This is a genomic window from Paraburkholderia sp. BCC1884, assembly GCF_900996225.1.
Classification (GTDB): Bacteria; Pseudomonadota; Gammaproteobacteria; order Burkholderiales; family Burkholderiaceae; genus Paraburkholderia.
The window spans coordinates 347118-366208 of the sequence record NZ_CAAJGL010000101.1 but is presented as its reverse complement, the minus strand read 5'-3'; the positions used below and the strand labels follow the sequence as shown (position 1 = coordinate 366208).

Annotated in this window: 16 protein-coding genes; 8 read left to right on the top strand and 8 right to left on the bottom strand. The window is 61.5% G+C overall.

Annotated elements, in window-relative coordinates; genetic code table 11:
* Positions 1 to 2: 2 nt before the first annotated feature.
* The 3 genes from lptG (at position 3) to FQ705_RS24030 (ending at position 2734) form a co-directional block, all read left to right on the top strand.
* Positions 3 to 1151, top strand: coding sequence for an LPS export ABC transporter permease LptG (gene lptG, locus FQ705_RS24045; protein WP_144144973.1), 1149 nt, complete (start codon positions 3 to 5; stop codon positions 1149 to 1151).
* Positions 1152 to 1162: 11 nt separating this feature from the next.
* On the top strand, positions 1163 to 1591 hold the full coding sequence (locus FQ705_RS24040) for a sirohydrochlorin chelatase (protein WP_144144971.1): 429 nt from the start codon (positions 1163 to 1165) through the stop codon (positions 1589 to 1591).
* 690 nt (positions 1592 to 2281) lie between these two features.
* Complete coding sequence (locus FQ705_RS24030) at positions 2282 to 2734, top strand: hypothetical protein (RefSeq protein ID WP_144144970.1); 453 nt, start codon at positions 2282 to 2284, stop codon at positions 2732 to 2734.
* 498 nt (positions 2735 to 3232) lie between these two features.
* Here the strand turns inward: FQ705_RS24030 and cobA are convergent, their stop codons facing one another.
* The 6 genes from cobA to FQ705_RS23995 all read right to left on the bottom strand — a co-directional run bounded on the left by cobA (position 3233) and on the right by FQ705_RS23995 (position 9554).
* Entirely contained in the window at positions 3233 to 3988 is a 756-nt protein-coding gene (gene cobA, locus FQ705_RS24020) for a uroporphyrinogen-III C-methyltransferase (RefSeq protein WP_144144968.1), read from the bottom strand.
* A 67-nt stretch (positions 3989 to 4055) separates the two neighbouring features.
* Positions 4056 to 5372: a sulfate adenylyltransferase subunit 1 gene (locus tag FQ705_RS24015; protein WP_144144966.1), complete on the bottom strand. Its 1317-nt coding sequence runs from the start codon at positions 5370 to 5372 to the stop codon at positions 4056 to 4058.
* A 113-nt stretch (positions 5373 to 5485) separates the two neighbouring features.
* On the bottom strand, positions 5486 to 6448 hold the full coding sequence (gene cysD, locus FQ705_RS24010; RefSeq protein WP_144144963.1) for a sulfate adenylyltransferase subunit CysD: 963 nt from the start codon (positions 6446 to 6448) through the stop codon (positions 5486 to 5488).
* Between the two features lie 112 nt (positions 6449 to 6560).
* Positions 6561 to 7316: a phosphoadenylyl-sulfate reductase gene (locus FQ705_RS24005; RefSeq protein ID WP_144144961.1), complete on the bottom strand. Its 756-nt coding sequence runs from the start codon at positions 7314 to 7316 to the stop codon at positions 6561 to 6563.
* Positions 7313 to 7852, bottom strand: a complete 540-nt coding sequence (locus FQ705_RS24000; RefSeq protein ID WP_144144959.1) for a DUF934 domain-containing protein — start codon at positions 7850 to 7852, stop codon at positions 7313 to 7315. Before FQ705_RS24000 ends, FQ705_RS24005 begins: the two co-directional genes overlap by 4 nt.
* Before the next feature lie 22 nt (positions 7853 to 7874).
* Positions 7875 to 9554 (bottom strand): nitrite/sulfite reductase, encoded by a 1680-nt coding sequence (locus tag FQ705_RS23995; protein ID WP_144144957.1) that lies wholly within the window; start codon positions 9552 to 9554, stop codon positions 7875 to 7877.
* A gap of 219 nt (positions 9555 to 9773) precedes the next feature.
* On the opposite strand from FQ705_RS23995, the gene FQ705_RS23990 reads away from it, so the two are divergent.
* The 5 genes from FQ705_RS23990 (at position 9774) to FQ705_RS23970 (ending at position 16824) form a co-directional block, all read left to right on the top strand.
* A complete protein-coding gene (locus FQ705_RS23990; protein ID WP_144144955.1) occupies positions 9774 to 10715 on the top strand; it encodes a CysB family HTH-type transcriptional regulator in 942 nt (313 codons plus the stop codon).
* Between the two features lie 37 nt (positions 10716 to 10752).
* The gene (locus FQ705_RS23985) at positions 10753 to 11922 is read left to right on the top strand and encodes an ABC transporter substrate-binding protein (RefSeq protein ID WP_144144953.1); all 1170 of its coding nucleotides are present in this window, start codon (positions 10753 to 10755) and stop codon (positions 11920 to 11922) included.
* Between the two features lie 182 nt (positions 11923 to 12104).
* Positions 12105 to 13277, top strand: a complete 1173-nt coding sequence (locus FQ705_RS23980) for an efflux RND transporter periplasmic adaptor subunit (RefSeq protein WP_144144951.1) — start codon at positions 12105 to 12107, stop codon at positions 13275 to 13277.
* A 15-nt stretch (positions 13278 to 13292) separates the two neighbouring features.
* Positions 13293 to 16511, top strand: a complete 3219-nt coding sequence (locus tag FQ705_RS23975; protein WP_144144949.1) for an efflux RND transporter permease subunit — start codon at positions 13293 to 13295, stop codon at positions 16509 to 16511.
* A 52-nt stretch (positions 16512 to 16563) separates the two neighbouring features.
* The gene (locus FQ705_RS23970; protein WP_091796466.1) at positions 16564 to 16824 is read left to right on the top strand and encodes a hypothetical protein; all 261 of its coding nucleotides are present in this window, start codon (positions 16564 to 16566) and stop codon (positions 16822 to 16824) included.
* Between the two features lie 16 nt (positions 16825 to 16840).
* Here the strand turns inward: FQ705_RS23970 and FQ705_RS23965 are convergent, their stop codons facing one another.
* Together FQ705_RS23965 and FQ705_RS23960 are read right to left on the bottom strand one after the other, a co-directional pair.
* Positions 16841 to 17983: a Gfo/Idh/MocA family protein gene (locus FQ705_RS23965; protein ID WP_144144947.1), complete on the bottom strand. Its 1143-nt coding sequence runs from the start codon at positions 17981 to 17983 to the stop codon at positions 16841 to 16843.
* 29 nt (positions 17984 to 18012) lie between these two features.
* Positions 18013 to 19062, bottom strand: coding sequence for a sugar phosphate isomerase/epimerase family protein (locus FQ705_RS23960; protein WP_144144945.1), 1050 nt, complete (start codon positions 19060 to 19062; stop codon positions 18013 to 18015).
* Positions 19063 to 19091: the final 29 nt, after the last annotated feature.

Sequence of the window (19091 nt, the reverse complement as noted above, 5' to 3'; positions counted from 1 at the left end):
CGATGCGAATCTATGAACGGTACTTCGCGCGTCAGATCTATCTCACGTTCGTCTTCATTCTGTTTGCGTTTTCGGGTCTGTTTTTCTTCTTCGACCTGATTAACGAACTGAATTCGGTTGGGCACGGTAACTACAAGTTTCAGTACGCCGTGCTGCGGGTCGCCTTGCAGACGCCGTCGCGTTTCTACGAAATCATTCCGGTGGCGGCGCTGATCAGCGCGATCTATGTGTTCGCGCAAATGGCGGCGAACTCCGAGTACACGATTTTCCGGGTGTCCGGTCTCGCGACGAATCAGGCGCTGCGCTCGCTATTGAAGATCGGTATTCCGCTGGTGTTTCTCACGTACATCATCGGCGAAGTGGTGGGTCCGTATACGGATCAATTGTCGGAGCGGGTGCGGTTGGAGGCGTTGGGCTCGTCGGTGTCGAGTAACTTTCAATCCGGTGTGTGGGTGAAAGACACGCTGACCGCGCGCGCCGACGGTGAGCAGGTGACGCGCTTCGTGAACGTCGGCGAGCTGAAGCCCGACGCGACGATCAGCAACGTGCGAATTTACGAATTCGATTCGAAGTTCCGGCTCTCGAATGTGCGGATCGCGAAGAGTGGCAAGTATCAGCCCCCGGGACATTGGCAATTGACGGATGTGACGGATACACAGTTGATCGATGTGCCCCCTCCTCCGGGGACGCCGGCCGATGCATTGAACCCGGTGTATCGCGCGAAGCAGGTGACGTTGCCGGAGTATTCGCTGCGCTCGGAATTGACGCCGCAGATTTTGTCGGTGCTGCTGGTGTCGCCGGACCGGATGTCGATGTTCAATCTGTTCCGGTACATCCAGCATTTGACCGAGAATCATCAGGATACGCAGCGGTATGAAATTGCGCTGTGGCGCAAGCTGTTGTATCCGTTTGCGGTGTTCGTGATGCTGGTGTTGTCGTTGCCGTTTGCGTATTTGCATACGCGGGCAGGTGTGGTGGGGGTGAAGGTGTTCGGCGGGATTATGCTGGGGATGAGTTTTCAGCTGTTCAATACGCTGTTTTCTCATATCGGCACGTTGAATACCTGGCCTGCGCCTTTGACTGCGGCTACGCCAGGGTTGGTTTATCTGGTGCTGGGGTTGGTTGGACTGAAGTGGGTTGATCGCCATTAGGGGTTGCTGCTATGGCTATGCATGGGGTTGTGTTGTTTGGCCATGGCGCGAGAGATGTGCGGTGGCGGGAGCCGTTTGAGAGGCTCGCTGAGAAGTTGAGGGCTGCGCGTGGGGCTTTTGCCTCCGGCGGGTTTGATGCGTCTTCTGGTGGCTCTGGTGCTTCGCCTTCTGGGAATGGGCCAGTCGTGCTCGCTTTTCTCGAGTTGATGGAACCCGATTTGCCGACAGCAGTTGGAGTGCTTGCCTCCGGCGGGTGTGATGTTGTGACCGTCGTGCCAGTGTTCTTCGGGCAAGGTGGGCATGTGCGAAAGGATCTGCCGCTTATCGTCGATCGATGTCGCGGGTTGTATCCCTCGGTTGAGATTCGCGTCGCCAGCGCTGTGGGTGAGGATGAGGCCGTGCTCGATGCTGTCGCGGTTTATTGCCTTCGGCAGGTTTGAGGTTTGGCCTTTCCTTGAAGTCACGGTGGTCTATTAGTGTTGCCCCTGTGCGGGGCGGCACTCACTTTCTTTGCCGCCGCAAAGAAAGTAAGCAAAGAAAGCGGGCTCACACCGCTAGCTCATAAGCGGGTCCCCCGCGCAGTCACGGTAGTGGCTCATCTGGAATCTGTGCTCTCGCACATTCCACACCCGTGACAAGGCAGTCATTCTTCCGGCGGCGCTGCGCGCGCCGTCGCGGTCGTTCTTCATCCAACTCCTCGGTTCATCGTCTCGGGTTATTTCACGTTAGTCGGTTCGGATTCTTTGCGTCACTGTTCATTCGGATTTCGTCGGAATTCACGTGGGTTGTTTGAGAATGAATACTTGGGAAATTTCAGAAACTGGGGCGGCGGAAGGCTTTTAGCCTGGGCAGGTGATCGCTCATGCGACGAGCCGTTCTAGACTCATTCTCGCCGTCAAGACAACGACGGTCGGGCTTGGCAGCCTGCAAGTACAGTGGAACCTTTACGTTTGCGCATGCAGACGTACGCCAGCTTCTGCACGTCTTTTATCCGAAGGGCGGGCCGTGGCGAGGAGACCTTCGGGTCTGCCGGTTATGGTTCCACGCCGGGCTGCCAACCTTGTCACTGTGCCCGCTCACCACTTTGCAAGCGCGTGTCGGGCGATCCGAGTCAGCAATGGAGATCGCACATGAGCAAATGCTTCAAGAATTCCCAAACCGTCTCGCGCCCGCCTGTCGATGCCAATCAATACGAGAAACTGACTCTCTCGGCCTCCCGGCTCATTGAGCGACACATAACCCAATTGAACAAACTATTAACGCTGGCGACGTCGATATATAGAAGTCCCGCTGTAACGTTTGACGAAACAATTCGCCAGCGCACATTACTTGGAATATGGGTCGAAACAGACGAAGACTACAAGCGACAAGTCGAGCTTGATAAAGAGCTCTACGACGTGATTGCGCTCGATGCGGCCGGCATTCCCCAACGCCAACTCACTGCCCGTCACGCCACGAAGTTACTCGCGAAGTCCATGCGGCAAGCGTCGACCAAGAGCGAACATACCTGCGCAACGAGGCCGACCCAAAGCAAGCGCATCCGCTTCAAAACGTCGTCGCGCGCGACTGCAGCGGCACACTAACGCGACCAGGACACGCCGTCATAAAAAGCGAATAAATCAGGATATAAAAAAAAGCGAAAATCCAAACCGCCGCCCCCACTCCGCGCAACCGAAGCCGACGCTTCAAAAGCAAACTATTCTGACGAGCGCGGCGTGCGAGGCGGGAGATATAACAGCTACACAGATTCCAGATGAACCACTACCGCGCCTGCGCGAGAGACCCGCATAACAACTGGCGGTGGGGAAGAACGACCACGACGGCGCGCGCAGCGCCGCCGGAAGAATGACTGCCTTGTCACGGGTGTGGAATGTGCGAGAGCACAGATTCCAGATGAGCCACTACCGTGACTGCGCGGGGGACCCGCTTATGAGCTAGCGGTGTGAGCCCGCTTTCTTTGCTTACTTTCTTTGCGGCGGCAAAGAAAGTGAGTGCCGCCCCGCACAGGGGCAACACTAATAGACCACCGTGACCTCAAGGAAAGGCCAACACCCAAAAAACACCGCCCAGAAAAACCAGCCTCACGCCGCCACCAACAACCCATCACCAGCACGCAAAACCCCAGCCTGCCGAGCAGCAAAAGCCTCCCCAATCATCAGCAAACCAGGCTGCGAAGCATCAACCCACCGCAGAGCCTCGCCACTGGCAAGTTCTTCAAGCGTCAGGGTCAAAGTCCGTTCCCGCTCCGTACTACAAGCCTCAACAATCGCCACCGGCGTCGAAACCGCGCGCCCAGCCTCGATCAACTGTTGCGCGATCTCAACCCCACTATCCCGGCCCATATAAAACACAAGCGAATCCGCATTAACCTGCTCGCGAATTTCCTCCGACCCAGGCGCCCGACTAAAAGTAGCAAGCGCAACACTGCGAGAAACGCCCCGCAACGTCAAAGACCGCTTCAACGAAGCCGCACTAGCCAGCGCAGCAGTAATCCCAGGCACGACCTCATACTCGATCCCGGCCGCCTCGAGCGCACGCATCTCTTCATCAGCGCGCCCGAACAACATCGGATCACCACCCTTCAGTCGCACGACAACGTCATGCTCCAAAGCAGCATCCACAATCTGCTTGTTGATGAACTGCTGCGCCGTAGAAAGCTGCCCACATCGCTTCCCCACTGCAATCCTGCGAGCATGCGACGGCGCATAGTCCAGCATCGCCGGCTCGACCAACGCATCGTGCAACACCACATCGGCCAGACCCAAAAGCCGCGCGCCGCGCACCGTAATCAGATCCGCAGCCCCCGGCCCAGCCCCGATCAAATAAACCTTACCCATATGGATCAACCTGTTCGTTAGGACGCAAACGGCGCGCAACCGACCACGCTGCGCGCAGCCTCGCTCCTTACGCCGAAAACGCCCGGATCATTCCGGCCGCGACGGTGTGGTGCGTCGCTTCATCGATCAGCACGAACGCGCCCGTACCCTGATGCGAGTCGTACACATCGCACACCACCGGCTTCTGCAACGTCAGCGCCACTCGGCCGATGTCGTTCATCGCCAGTTCCTTGCGATCGGTCGCCTGCGACAGCGTATGCACGTCCAGCACTTCCTTGATCGCACCGATGCGCGCGAACACCGTATTGGTGGTCTGCTTCAACAGATACTTGCGTTGCGTCGACAGCGGCGTGTCGTCGAACCAGCACAGGTCGGCTTCCAGTTTCTTCGCCGGCTCCGGCGCGGCTTCACGCAGCACGAAGGTATCGCCGCGCGAAACATCCACGTCCTGCGCGAGACGGATCGTCACCGTTTGGCCGGCAAACGCGCGATCCACCAGCGCCGTGCCGCCCACTACCGGCGCAATGATCTCGGCGACCGTAGCTTCGCGATTCGCCGGCAGCACGACGACCGTGTCGCCCACTTTCACCTCGCCCGCTTCGACACGGCCCATGTAGCCGCGGAAATCGTCCGCCTGGCTGCCGTCCTGACGCGCCACCCATTGCACCGGGAAACGCAGCGCCTGGCCCGTCGGAATCTCGACCGGCAGTGCTTCGAGCAAGTCCAGCAGCGGTTCGCCCGCGTACCACGGCATGCTTTCGCTGGCGGTCACGATGTTGTCGCCCTTGAGCGCCGACACCGGCACGAAACGCACATCGTTCAAACCGAGTTGACGCGCGAGTTCGACATACGCGTCGCGAATCTCGTTGAAGCGTTGCTCGCTGTAGCCGACCAGATCCATCTTGTTGATCGCGACGATCGCATGCTGCAAACCGAGCAGTTTCACGATCGCGCTATGACGCTTGGTCTGGGGCAGCAACTGTGCAACGCCGTCGACGAAAGTAACGCGCGTCGCGTCGACCAGAATGATCGCCGCGTGCGCAGTCGACGCACCTGTCACCATGTTGCGCGTGTACTGCTCGTGACCCGGCGTATCGGCGATGATGAACTTGCGCTTCGCGGTCGCGAAGTAACGATACGCGACGTCGATCGTGATGCCTTGCTCGCGTTCGGCTTCGAGTCCGTCGGTCAGCAGCGACAGATCGATTTCGTCGCCGACGGTACGCTTATTCTTCGCGCGCGACAGTGCCGAGAGCTGGTCGCTCAACACAGCCTTGCTGTCATACAGCAGACGGCCGATCAACGTGCTCTTGCCGTCGTCGACGCTGCCCGCAGTGATAAAACGCAGCACGCCGAGGTCTTCTGGTTGGTGAATACCGCTCATGATTGTCGTACCCTCTGTCGACCGGAGTTGGCGCTTCAGCGCTTACTCCGGTCCCATGCAACTTGTTGCAGTCGACAGGAGTGAGCGCAGAGCACTCACCCCGATCCCTTTAATTAGAAATAACCTTGTTTCTTACGCTGTTCCATCGCGGCTTCCGACACCTGGTCGTCCATCCGCGTCGCGCCGCGTTCCGTGATTTCGGTCACTGCCGTTTCGGCAATGATCTTCTCCAGATCATCCGCGTCGCTTTCCACCGGGCATGTGCAGCTGATATCGCCAACGGTACGGAAACGCACCAGCGCGGTCTCGCTGGTCTCGCCTTCACGCATCGGCGTTAGCGGCGTGACCGGCACGAGCAGGCCATTGCGGCGCACGATCTCGCGCTGATGCGCGTAATAGATCGACGGCAACTCGAGCTTTTCGCGAGCGATGTACTGCCACACATCGAGTTCGGTCCAGTTCGAAATCGGGAACACGCGCAGATGTTCGCCGTTATGCAGACGCGCGTTATACAGGCTCCACAGTTCCGGGCGTTGCGCCTTCGGGTCCCATTGGCCGAACTCATCGCGGAACGAAAAGATCCGTTCTTTCGCACGCGCCTTTTCTTCATCGCGACGCGCGCCGCCGATCAAAGCGGTATAGCCATACTCTTCGATCGTTTCGAGCAACGTCACCGCTTGCGCGGCATTGCGCGAATCGAGTTCGCGACGCAGACGCACGGTGCCACGCTTGATCGAATCTTCGACGTGACCCACCACCAACTCGGCACCGATCTCTTTCGCGCGACGATCGCGGAAGTCGATCACTTCGTCGTAGTTGTGGCCGGTGTCGATGTGCACGAGCGGGAACGGCAGCACGGTCTTGCGATTCGCGCCGATGCCGAAGGCCTTCAGCGCGAGGTGCAGCACCACGACCGAATCCTTGCCGCCCGAAAACAGCAGCGCGGGCTTGCTGCATTCAGCAACCAGTTCGCGCAGGATGTGAATCGACTCGGCTTCGAGCCAATCGAGGTGATCCATACGGTTTGCCGTGTTGGCGAGCGGTGCGTTCACAGTGGAATCGAGCGTGGTGCTCATGTTTGGGTCCTTCGTTGATTCGCCCGGCGAGCGGTGGCTCGCCCGAGCAAAAGTATTCAATCGATATGTGCGGCGTTCGGATCAAAAGCCAAGACCCGGACACCTGAATGCTTCACGCCGAGGCGTTTTCGTTGCGGTCGGCGGCGATGGGCGTAATCGGCGTGATCGTCGTAATGTGCAGACCACATTCCTTCGTATCGCGCGATTCCCACCACCAACGCCCCGCCCGGCTATCTTCACCGGGACGAATGGCGCGCGTACAAGGCTCGCAACCGATGCTCGGATAACCACGCGCATGCAGCGGATTGACCGGCACATCGAACGCTTTCAGGTAGTCCCACACTTCGGCTTCGGACCAGTCCGTCAACGGATTGAACTTGGCGATATTGCGTGCGGCGTCGTGCTCTTCCGCATGCAATTCGGCACGCGTCACCGACTGCTCGCGGCGCTGGCCCGTGACCCACGCGCTGACATCCGACAGCGCGCGATTCAACGGCTCGACCTTGCGAATCTCGCAGCAACGCTTGCGCAAGTCGACGCTTTCGTAAAACGCATTCAGACCGTGCGAGCCGACGTATTCCTCGACTGCCGCAGCCTGCGGATGAAACTGTTCGATCTCGTAACCATAGCGCTCTTTCACGCGATCGAGCATGCCGAGCGTTTCAGCGTGCAAGCGGCCCGTGTTCAGCGAAAAGATGCCGATCTTCACACCACGCGACAGGATCGCGTGCGTGAGCAGCATGTCTTCCGCTGCGAGGCTGCTCGCCAGCGTCACGTTCGCGTGACGCGCGGCGATCGAGTCGAGCAGCGCATCGAGGCGCTCGACCTTCGCAGCGAGTTCCGGCGTGAGCGGGGTGGCGGTGCTCATGCCGAAACCTTGCCGAGTTCGCCCGCTTCACGGCGGCGGAACAGCGGCGACGAGTTGACCGCGCCCTGATAGTTAAAGCTGAATTCGTCGAACGCTTTGAGCGCGTCGTCGAAGTCCTTATCCTCACGCAACGCATAAGCGTCGAAGCCGCAGCGGAACATGAAGGTGATCTGGTCGCGCAGCACGTCGCCGATCGCGCGCAGTTCGCCCTTGTAGCCATAGCGTTCGCGCAGCAGGCGGCCGATGCTGTAGCCGCGGCCGTCGCGGAACACCGGAAAGTCCACGCCGATCAGCGCGATCCTGTCGAAGTCGGCGACGATATCCGCCGGTTCGCTATCCGGCGCGAGCCACACGCCGATTTCGGCGACGCCGCGCGAGGCGGAGAGCGCGTCGCGCTCAGCCTGCCAGAACGCGAGCGGCACCAGCACCTTGCCTGCGGGCAATTCGTTCACCGGCGGCAGCGAGCCGTCTTCAGCCTGGCGCACGAGCGTCCAGTCATCGTTGACGATCGCGCGATTCTTGATGATAGAAGCCATCTGTTCAGTATCCTTTGCGCGGTTACGCGTGAGCCGGTTGACGCGAGGCGTACACACGTTCCTTGAACGGAGCCATGCCGATGCGGTTGTACGTTTCGATGAAGCGCTCGCCTTCGTGGCGGTTTTCCACGAACGTATCGATCACCTTGCTCATCACGTCCGGCATTTCTTCCGCCGAGAACGACGGTCCGATCACACGGCCGAGATTCGCGCCGTTGGCGCCCGTACCCTGCTCGCCGCCGAGCGTCACCTGATACCACTCCGAGCCGTCCTTATCGACGCCCAGAATGCCGATGTTGCCGACGTGGTGGTGACCGCACGCGTTGATACAGCCCGAGATGTTCAGCGACACGTCGCCGAGGTCGTACACGTAGTCGAGATCGTTGAAGCGTTCCTGGATCGCCAGCGCGATCGGGATCGACTTCGCATTCGCGAGCGAGCAGAAATCGCCACCCGGGCACGCGATGATGTCGGTCAGCAAGCCGATGTTCGGGGTCGCGAAACCTTGTGCCTTGGCCTTTTCCCACAACGCGAACAGGTCGCGCTTCTTCACGTTCGCGAGGATCAGGTTCTGTTCGTGCGACACGCGGATTTCGCCGAGCGAATACTCGTCGGCCCAATCGGCAACCGCTTCCATCTGCGCGTCCGTGGCATCGCCCGGAGCGATCGTGGTCGGCTTCAACGACAGCGTCACCGACGAATAACCCGACACCTTGTGCGGGCGCACGTTACGTTCGATCCAACGGGCAAACGCACGGCTTTCCAGCAGATGCTTTTCGAACGAAGCGTCTGTGTCCGGCAGTTTTTCGTAGACCGGCGGCTGGAAGTACTGCGACACGCGATCCACTTCGGTCTGCGTGAGCGTGGCCGGACCGTCTTTCAGGTGCTGCCATTCTTCTTCGACTTGCGCCGAGAATTTCTCCGGGCTCAACGCCTTCACGAGAATCTTGATGCGCGCCTTGTAGATGTTGTCGCGGCGGCCATAACGGTTGTACACGCGCAGCACGGCTTCGCAATACGTCAGCAGATGTTGCCACGGCAAGTCTTTACGGATGATCGCGCCGATGATCGGCGTGCGGCCCATGCCGCCGCCGGCCAGAATGTCGACCACCAGTTCGCCCTGCTCGTTCTTCTTCAGATACACGCCCATGTCGTGGAGTTGCACGGCAGCGCGGTCTTCCGTCGAACCCGACACGGCGATCTTGAACTTGCGCGGCAGCCACGCGAATTCCGGGTGGAACGTCGACCATTGACGGAGAATTTCCGCCCACGGACGCGGATCGACCAATTCGTCCGGCGCAACGCCGGCGAACTGATCCGCCGTGATGTTGCGGATGCAATTGCCCGACGTCTGAATACCGTGCATCTGCACGGCGGCGAGCTTGCGCAGGATTTCCGGCGTTTCTTCGAGCTGGATCCAGTTGTACTGGATGTTCGAACGCGTCGAGAAATGACCGTAGCCGCGGTCGTGTTCACGCGCGATCTGCGCGAGCACGCGCATCTGGTCGCTGCGCAGATTGCCGTACGGAATCGCGATGCGGTGCATGTACGCATGGCGTTGCAGGTACAGGCCGTTCTGCAGACGCAGCGGACGGAACTCCTCTTCGCTCAATTCGCCCGACAGGCGGCGGCGAACCTGATCGGCGTATTGCACGACCCGCTCATCGACGATGGTCTGGTCGTACTGATCGTATTGGTACATTCGGGGACCCCAATTTTTGCGTAACACACGGCGGTCGCGTTCCGCCGCGCCTTGAATACCTGCTCTTAGTCAGCAATCGCAAACGAGGGTTTAGACCCATCTCTCATTTGCTTATGACAAATACAGATATCCATATTGAAAAAGATGGACAGATCGTAATAAACTCGCCTTATATTTCAAACGACTAAAAAATTCTTTTGATATGCGGAGAGGTTATATATGAACCTGCACCAATTCCGCTTCGTCCGCGAGGCTGTGCGGCAGAATTTCAACCTGACGGAAGCGGCCAAGGCGCTGTACACAAGCCAGCCGGGCGTTTCCAAGGCGATCATCGAGCTGGAAGACGAGCTGGGCGTGGAAATCTTCACGCGCCATGGCAAGCGGGTGCGCTCGCTGACCGAGCCGGGACGCATCATTTTGCAGTCGGTCGAGAAGATTCTGCAGGAAGTCGAGAGTCTCAAGCGGGTCGGTAAAGATTACGCGGCCCAGGATCAGGGCAATCTGGTGATCGCCGCGACCCACACCCAGGCGCGCTACTCGCTGCCGGCCGCCATCGCCGAGTTCAAGAAACGCTTTCCCAAGGTTCACCTTTCGATTCTGCAAGGCAGCCCGACCCAGGTGGCCGAGATGGTGATCCACGACCAGGCCGATCTGTGCATCGCCACCGAGGCAATCGCCAACTATAAGGAACTGATCTCGCTGCCCTGCTTCCAGTGGCATCACGTCGCCGTGATGCAGCCGGATCATCCGCTGCTCGACCGCAAACTTTTGTCGTTGGATGATCTGACCCAGTATCCGCTGATTACCTACGACAACGCCTTCGCCGGCCGCACCAAGATCAACGAGGCGTTCCGCCTGCGTGGGCTGCATCCGGACATCGTGCTGGAGGCGATCGACGCCGACGTGATCAAGACCTACGTGGAATTGGGTCTGGGCGTCGGCATCATGGCGGATATTGCGTTCAATGCCGAGCGCGACCGTCACTTGCGCGCCATGCCGGTCGGCCATCTGTTCGGCAGCAACGTGACGCGCGTCGCGCTGAAACACGGCGCCTATCTGCGCAGCTATGTGTATACGCTCGTCGAGCTGCTGTCGCCGAGCATGAACCGCAAGCTGATCGAGCAGGCGCTCAAGGGCGAACACGAAACCTACGAACTTTGATTGCAGCACGCACGCTTCACGCTACGGAGACCTTTCGATGACGTCGTATAAAAATAGAATTCGCGGCACCGCCGCCGCTGTTGGTTTGGGCGCGCTCCTGCTCGCCACCGCTGCACGCGCCGACATCAAGGTCGGCATCGATCTGTCGAGCACCGGCCCGGCGGCCGTGATCGGCATCACCAGCAAGAACGCGATGCTGATGTGGCCGGCCACCATCGCGGGCCAGAAAGCCGACTACATTTTCCTCGACGACGCCTCCGACCCGGGCGCCGCCGTGCGCAACATCCGCAAGCTGATCAACGAAGACCACGTCGATGTGATCGTCGGCCCGAACATCACGCCGGCGGCGATGGCCGCACTCGATCCGGTCGCCGAAAGCCAGACGCCGATGATTACGCTGATCGGCTCGGCCAGCGTGGTCGAGCCGCAGGAAGGCAAGAAGATCTGGGCCTACAAGATGGCGCAGACGGATAGCGCGATGGCCGACGTGATGACGCGCTACATGTCGAACCACGGCGTGAAGACGGTCGGCTTCATCGGTTTCGCGGACGGCTACGGCGAAAGCTGGCTCAACGAGTTCAGCAAGTTCGCGGCACTGCGCCACATTCAACTGGTGGCCACCGAGCGCTACAACCGCACGGATGCCAGCGTGACCGGTCAGATTCTGAAGCTGATGGCCGCCAGGCCGGACGCGATCCTGATCGCCGGCGCGGGTACGCCGACGGTGCTGCCGCAACGCACGTTGATCGAACGCGGCTATAAAGGCCCGATCTATCAGACGCACGGCATCGCCACGCCTGAATTCATCAAGCTCGGCGGCAAGGACGTGGAAGGCACGCTGTTCCCGACCCAACCGGTCGTGGTGGCGCGCACGCTGCCGGCCGATCATCCGGCGAAGAAGGCGGCGCTTGCGTTCACCAACGAGTATGAAGCGAAGTACGGCCCGGGTAGCGTGACGCAATTCGCCGGCGACGCAGCGGGTGTTTATCCGCGTTTGCAGGACGCCGTGGCGCGCGCGTTGAAGACAGCGCAACCGGGCACGCCCGCGTTTCGCGCCGCCTTGCGTGACGAACTGGAGCACGCGCATGAACTGGTCGTGCCGAACGGCGTGGTCAATACGAGCCCGAAGGATCACGTGGGTCTGGATCAGCGTGCGAGTGTGATGGGCATCATCAAGAACGGCAAGTTCGTTTATCTGAGCCAGTAAGCGCATGAGCGGGTGAGCCTCCACACTCACCCGTACCAGGCTGCGTGTACCATGCTGACGGCCAGCTTGCAGTGAACGCAAGCTCAGGCTAACTTGCCGATTCCGTGCGAGCACGCGGCGCCTCGCTTTTTGCCAGGCCGCCGACGTGACCCGCCAGTGCCGTGAAGTCCGTCAGACCGCGCATGCAAACAACCAGAAAACGCATCATCGTCGCTGCCGTAGTCGTCATCGTGATACTTGCTATCGCGATTGCTCAGGCCATCAGAAAGCGCAGCGCGCCCGCCGCTGTCACCGACACCGTCTCTTCCGTCGTCGAATTCGCCCCCGACGATCTCACCACCGTCAGCCGCCGCACGCTCTCCGAAACGCTGCCGCTCACCGGCTCGCTACGCGCCGTCACGCAAGCCGCGGTCAAATCGAAAGTAGCGGGCTCCGCGCTCGAAGTCGAAGTGCGCGAAGGCGACCCGGTCAAGAGCGGCCAGATTCTCGCGAAGATCGACGCGCGCGACTACGTGGCACGCGCCGAGCAAACTCGTGGCCAGATGGCGGCGGTGGCCGGCCAGCTCGACATCGCCAGACAGACGCTCGACAACAACCGCGTGCTGGTCGAAAAAGGCTTCATCTCCAGGAACGCATTCGACACCGCGCAAAGCCAGTACGAAATCGCCCGCGCCAATCTCGATGCGGCGCGCGCAGCGCTGGCGTCGTCGAATCTTTCGCTGGCCGATACGGTCGTGCGTTCGCCGCTCGACGGACAGATCGCCACGCGCTCGGTCGAGCCCGGCGAGAAGGTCGCCGTCGATACCAGGCTATTCGACGTGGTCGATCTGCGCACGCTCGAGCTGGAAGCGCCGGTGCCGGTCGGCGAGATCGGCCGCGTGCGGATCGGCCAGCCGGTGAGCATCGCCTTCGACGGCATCGACGCGCCGGTGCAAGGCGCGATCACGCGCATCAACCCCGCCGCGCAGGCAGGCTCGCGCTCGATCATGGTGTACGTGCAGGTCGCCAATCCGGCAGGCACGCTGCGGGTCGGTATGTTCGGCAGCGGGACGATTTCGGTCGGCAGTCGCCAGAATGTGCTGGCCGTGCCCGCTACGGCCGTGCGCACCGACGGCGCGCGCCACAGCGTCTATGCGCTCGTCGACGGCAAGCTGGCCGAGCAGCCGGTGCAGACGGGTACGACCGGAGACGCCGACGGCAACCCATGGACGGAAATCACCGCCGGCCCGTTGAGCCTCGGCCAGCAGATCGTGAAGAACAATCTCGGTTCGTTACGCATCGGCAGCACGGTGCATGTGGTGCAGCCTGCGTCGTCGGCACCAGCCGCCGGCGCGTCGGCCGCCGGCCAGCACTGAGCGGAGCGCGCGCCCATGTGGTTCACCCGCATCAGCATCGGCAACCCGGTGCTCGCCACGATGATGATGATGGCCTTCCTCGTCATCGGGCTGTTTTCGTATCAGCGCCTCAAGGTCGATCAGTTTCCCGACATCACTTTTCCGATCGTGGTCGTGCAGACCGCGTATCCGGGTGCGTCGCCGGAATCGGTCGAGTCCGATGTCACGCGCAAGATCGAGGAAGCGGTCAATACGATCAGCGGCATCGACGAAATCACGTCGCGCTCGTACGACGCGCAGTCGGTGGTGATCGTGCAATTCGATCTCTCCGTCGATGCAGTACAAGCCGCTCAGGACGTGCGCGACAAGATCGCCTTGATCCGCCCCGATCTGCGCGATGGCGTGAAAGACCCGCGCGTCTTGCGTTATGACCCGGCGGATATGCCGATCGTCACCGTAGCGGTGTCGAACGCACCGGGCGCGTCGCTCTCGACGCGCGATCTCACCACGGTGGCCGACCAGATCGTGCGCAAACGGCTCGAAACGGTGCGCGGCGTCGGCTCGGTGTCGCTGGTGGGCGGCGTGAAGCGCCAGGTGCAGATCGATGTGAATCCGGAGAAGCTGCAGGCGCTTTCCATCGGCGTCGATCAGGTGATTCGTGCGGTGCAGAACGAGAACCAGGAGATTCCGGCAGGACCGCTCACGTCGAGCAATGTCGAACAGACCGTGCAGGTGAAGGGACGCTTCGAGAAACCGGACGACTTCAAACGCATCATCGTCGCGCGACGCGGCGCGCAGTCGGCGATTCCCACGGCAAGCTCCGCGACGCAGCCCGTCACGCTCGATCAGGTCGCCGACGTCGTCGACGGCCAGCAGGAGCCCGACAGCACGGCGCTACTCAACGGCCAGCGCGCGCTGTTCCTGTCGATCATCAAGGCGCAAGGCGAAAACACCGTGGACGTCGCGCACGGCGTGCGCGACGAAGTGGCGCGTCTGCAGCCGCAACTGCCGCCCGGCGTGAAACTCGATATCACCGACGATTCGTCGATCGAGATCGAAGACAGCGTCAACGAAGTGAAGCGCACGCTGCTCGAAGGCGCGCTGCTGACCGTGTTGATCGTGTTTCTGTTCCTCGGCTCGTGGCGCAGCACGGTCATCACGGGCCTCACCTTGCCGATCGCGCTGATCGGCACTTTCGCGGTGATGTACGCCTGCGGCTTCACGATCAACGTGATCACGCTGATGGCACTCTCGCTCTGCGTCGGCTTGCTGATCGACGACGCGATCGTGGTGCGCGAGAACATCGTGCGACACGTGCAACTCGGCGCCGACCATCGCACGGCCGCGCTCGACGGCACCAGGGAAATCGCGCTCGCCGTGCTCGCGACCACCTTCTCGATCGTCGCCGTGTTTCTGCCGGTCGGCTTCATGGGCGGCATCATCGGGCGCTTCTTCCATCAATTCGGCATTACGGTGGCGGCCGCCGTGCTGATCTCGATGTTCGTGTCGTTTACGCTCGACCCGATGCTGTCTTCCATCTGGCCGGACCCCGATCTGCACGACGCCGAGTCGGGTCGCAAGGGCTACCGATACGGGCGCCTGATTGGGCGGTCGCTGCGTCTGTTCGACAAGCAGATCGATGCCCTCACCGTCTTCTATCAGCGCCTGCTCGGCTGGTCGCTGCGGCATCGCGCGATCACGCTGGCGGTGGCGGCGGCGACCTTCTTCGGCAGTCTGTTCCTGGTGCCGTTCGTCGGCACCGAGTTCGTGCCGAACGCGGACTTCTCCGAGACGCAGATCGGTTTGAATACACCGGTCGGCACCTCGCTCGAAGCCACCTCCGGGAAGGTCAGGCAGGTGGAGGCGATTCTCGCCACCTACCCCGAAGTGCGCTTCAGTTATGCGACGGTCAACTCGGGCAACACGCAGGGCAAGAACACGGCGCTCATCACCGTGCGGCTGAAAGATCGACGCGAGCGCACGCGTGGCATGCTCGAACTCAATCAGGTGTTCCGCGCGCGGCTGGCCTCGGTGGCGGGCGTGACGGTCACCGAGATCGGCGTGCCGGACGGCGCCGGCAGCACCAAGGCGATCCAGTTGAGCCTGCAGGGCGACAACATCGACGAACTGCGCCGGCTCGCCGACACCGCGCAGGCGCGCATGGCGAAAATCCCGGGCCTCGTCGATCTCGATTCGAGCCTCAAGGCCGATAAGCCGATCGTCGCGATCAACGTGAAGCGGGAACTGGCCTCCGACCTCGGCGTAGGGGTCGCCGACATCGGCACGGCGCTGCGGCCACTGCTGTCCGGCGACGCCATCAGCACCTGGCGCGCCCCCGACGATCAGGATTACGACGTCAGCGTGCGCCTGCCGCGCTCGCAGCGTCAGGACGTCGACGACCTCGCGAAGCTGATGATCGCCACCAACCGCACCGACGCGAACGGCGCGCCGGTGTTGGTGCCGCTGCGGCAGATCGCGGACATCGTCAAGACGACCGGCCCGGACGTGCTGAACCGGCGCGATCTGCAACGCGAGGTGATGCTGTCGGCGAACGTGAACGGCCGCTCGCCCGGCGAGGTCGCGTCCGACATCGCGAAAACGCTCGACGCCATGCATTTGCCGGCGGGCTATCACTATCGGTTCGAAGGCTCGACCAAGAGCATGAACGAGTCGTTTGTGTACGCGGTGGAAGCGTTGGCGCTGGCGGTGATTTTCATCTACATGATTCTCGCCTCGCAGTTCGCGAGTTTCGCGCAACCGCTCGCGATCATGGCCTCGTTGCCGCTCACGCTGATCGGTGTGCTGATCGCACTGCTGCTGTTCGGCAGCACGCTGAACATGTTTTCGATCATCGGCTTCGTGATGCTGATGGGGCTCGTGACCAAGAACGCGATTCTGCTGGTGGACTTCGCCAATCAGGCGCGTCGCGGCACGTTGCTCGACGCCTCCGGCAAGGGTCGCGTGATGGAGCGGCGCGAGGCTTTGCTCGAAGCGGCGCGCGTGCGTCTGCGACCGATTCTGATGACGACCCTCGCGATGATCTTCGGCATGCTGCCGCTCGCCGCCGCACTCGGCGAAGGCGGCGAGCAACGCGGGCCGTTGGGACAGACGGTGATCGGCGGGGTGATTACGTCGTCGATCCTGACGCTGGTGGTGGTGCCGGTGGTGTACACCGTGCTGGAGGATTGGGCGGACTGGTTGCGGCGGAAATTGCGGCGCAAGCCCCATGCAGCCGACGAGGCCGCCACGCGTTGAGGCGGCGAAAATTGTTAAAGTAGCAGTCTTTCCCCGACCAGCAGCCCCCACCATGCGCACCACCCGAGCCATCCACGCTGTCGAACGGCTGAAAACGCGCAGCGGCAATCCGCAGTTCGCCGCGATCAGCCTATCTGGCGGCCTGTTCTATCTGGTCGACAAATCGAGCGGCACGGACAAGAAAGTCTCCGATCCGCTGACGCTCGACGATTTCGTCAAGTTTGTGGACGCGTTCGGTCCGCCGAAACCGCGCAAAGCGAGCAAGCTCGATATCGCGTTCGAAGAGCAGATCAAGAAGAGTAAGGGCGGCTGAGCGGATTCGAACCCGTTCAAATCTCCCGCCACTGGCCGTCCGCTGCGCTGCTCGCCAACATGGCGTCGATGAAGCGCAGGCCGGCCACGCCGTCATCCACCGTCGTGAGCAGCAGGCTTTCTTCGGGCGGCGCACACCCCGCGTCCAAGGCTTCGATCTGCAACGCGGCGTCTTTGTATAACTGCGCAAACGCTTCCAGATAGCCTTCGGGATGTCCCGGTGGTACGCGCGTCGCGTGGGCGGCTATCGCGCTTTTTATGCGCCCTCGGGTCAACCGCTCGGCACATCCTCCAAGCGGCGTGAGCCACAGTTCATTCGGCTGTTCCTGATCGAAGGCGAGGCTCGCTTTCGTGCCATACACCCGCAGACGCAACGCATTCTCTGCGCCGCTCGCCACCTGACTTGCCCACAGCATGCCGCGTGCGCCGTTGGCGTAGCGCAGCATCGCCTGCACGTGGTCGTCGATACGGCGCCCTGGCACGAAGGTATGCACCTCCGCTGAAAGCGCCGCCGGTGTCATCTTCGTGATGAAGGCCGCAAGGTGATAGGCATGCGTGCCGATGTCGCCGAGACAACCTGCGGGGCCGGCTAATGCAGGGTCCGTGCGCCAGCCCGCCTGTTTGTTCGTGCCGCTCGTTTCGATCGGCTCGGCGAGCCAGTCCTGCGCATATTCGACCTGCACCACGCGAAGCTCGCCGAGTTCGCCTCTTTCGACCAACTCGCGTGCATGACGCACCATCGGATAACCGGAATACGTGTGCGTCAGTGCAAAGAGTTTGTTCTTCTCACGCGCGAGTTCGGCAAGCGCCACGCCTTCTGCCAGCGAGATCGCGAGCGGCTTGTCACACACGATATGGATGCCCGCTTCGAGAAACGCCGTTGCCACCGGCGCATGCAGATGATTCGGGGTGACGATGGCCACCGCGTCGATACCGTCGTCGCGCGCAGCTTCGGCGCGCGCCATCTCGCGCCAGTCCGCGTAGCTTCGCTCGATGCCCGCCTCGGCGGCGCTCGCTTGCGCACGTTGCGGATCGGACGATAACGCACCGGCAACCACGTCGAAACGATCGTCGAGACGCGCCGCGATCCGATGCACTGCGCCGATAAACGCGCCTTGCCCGCCGCCCACCATGCCGAGCCTTAGCCTTCTGTGTGACATCGCTTTCACTCCCTGGCGATCGCGCGCCGTCAAATGCCCAACACGCGCTTCAACTGTTCGGCATCCACGCCACTGCCGGCGAAATCGTCGAACGCATGCTCTGCGACACGAATGATGTGTCGCCGGATGAACTCCGCGCCTTCGCGCGCACCGTCGTGCGGATGCTTCAGCGCGCACTCCCATTCCAGCACGGCCCAACCGGGAAAATCGTATTGCGCCATCTTCGAGAAGATCGCACCGAAATCGATCTGCCCGTCACCCAGCGATCGGAAACGTCCCGCGCGCTCGACCCAGCCGCTATATCCTCCGTACACCCCTTGCTTGCCGGTCGGACGAAACTCCGCGTCTTTCACATGGAACGCCTTGATGCGCTCGTGATAGATATCGATGAACGCGAGATAGTCGAGTTGCTGCAACATGAAATGACTCGGGTCGTACAGGATGTTTGCGCGCGCATGCTGCTTCACGGCGTCGAGAAAACGCTCGAAGGTCACGCCGTCGTGCAGGTCCTCGCCCGGATGCAATTCGTAGCAGACATCGACACCGGCGGCGTCGAACGCATCGAGAATCGGCGTCCAGCGGCGCGCGAGTTCGTCGAACGCGGCTTCCACCAGACCGGCTGGCCGTTGCGGCCACGGGTACAGAAACGGCCACGCCAGCGCACCGGAAAACGTCACGTGCGCGTTCAATCCCAAACGCTGCGACGCCTGCGCCGCCAGCTTCAATTGCTCGATGGCCCACTCGGTACGCGCAGCCGGATTGCCTCGCACCTGTGCAGCGGCGAACCCATCGAATAACGCGTCATAGGTGGGATGCACAGCCACCAGCTGCCCTTGCAGATGCGTCGACAATTCGGTGATCTCCACACCGGCGTCGTCGACCACCTCGCGCAATTCGTCGCAATAGGTCTGACTCGCCGCGGCCTGCTCGATATCGATCAGGCGCGTATCGCACGGCACCTGAATCCCCTTGAAGCCGAGACCCGCCGCCCATTGCGCCAGATGCGCGAGATTGTCGAACGGCACCTCGTCGCCCATGAACTGGGCTAGAAAAATCGCCGGTCCTCTGATGGTCTTCATCGTACGGTTCCTAGAACGAGGGCGCGCCG

Bases quoted from the DNA above. Each gene is read 5' to 3' on its own strand.
- lptG (WP_144144973.1), top strand. From the start codon at position 3: ATGCGAATCTATGAACGGTACTTCGCGCGTCAGATCTATCTCACGTTC.
- FQ705_RS24040 (WP_144144971.1), top strand. From the start codon at position 1,163: ATGGCTATGCATGGGGTTGTGTTGTTTGGCCATGGCGCGAGAGATGTG.
- FQ705_RS24030 (WP_144144970.1), top strand. From the start codon at position 2,282: ATGAGCAAATGCTTCAAGAATTCCCAAACCGTCTCGCGCCCGCCTGTC.
- cobA (WP_144144968.1), bottom strand. From the start codon at position 3,988: ATGGGTAAGGTTTATTTGATCGGGGCTGGGCCGGGGGCTGCGGATCTG.
- FQ705_RS24015 (WP_144144966.1), bottom strand. From the start codon at position 5,372: ATGAGCGGTATTCACCAACCAGAAGACCTCGGCGTGCTGCGTTTTATC.
- cysD (WP_144144963.1), bottom strand. From the start codon at position 6,448: ATGAGCACCACGCTCGATTCCACTGTGAACGCACCGCTCGCCAACACG.
- FQ705_RS24005 (WP_144144961.1), bottom strand. From the start codon at position 7,316: ATGAGCACCGCCACCCCGCTCACGCCGGAACTCGCTGCGAAGGTCGAG.
- FQ705_RS24000 (WP_144144959.1), bottom strand. From the start codon at position 7,852: ATGGCTTCTATCATCAAGAATCGCGCGATCGTCAACGATGACTGGACG.
- FQ705_RS23995 (WP_144144957.1), bottom strand. From the start codon at position 9,554: ATGTACCAATACGATCAGTACGACCAGACCATCGTCGATGAGCGGGTC.
- FQ705_RS23990 (WP_144144955.1), top strand. From the start codon at position 9,774: ATGAACCTGCACCAATTCCGCTTCGTCCGCGAGGCTGTGCGGCAGAAT.
- FQ705_RS23985 (WP_144144953.1), top strand. From the start codon at position 10,753: ATGACGTCGTATAAAAATAGAATTCGCGGCACCGCCGCCGCTGTTGGT.
- FQ705_RS23980 (WP_144144951.1), top strand. From the start codon at position 12,105: ATGCAAACAACCAGAAAACGCATCATCGTCGCTGCCGTAGTCGTCATC.
- FQ705_RS23975 (WP_144144949.1), top strand. From the start codon at position 13,293: ATGTGGTTCACCCGCATCAGCATCGGCAACCCGGTGCTCGCCACGATG.
- FQ705_RS23970 (WP_091796466.1), top strand. From the start codon at position 16,564: ATGCGCACCACCCGAGCCATCCACGCTGTCGAACGGCTGAAAACGCGC.
- FQ705_RS23965 (WP_144144947.1), bottom strand. From the start codon at position 17,983: ATGTCACACAGAAGGCTAAGGCTCGGCATGGTGGGCGGCGGGCAAGGC.
- FQ705_RS23960 (WP_144144945.1), bottom strand. From the start codon at position 19,062: ATGAAGACCATCAGAGGACCGGCGATTTTTCTAGCCCAGTTCATGGGC.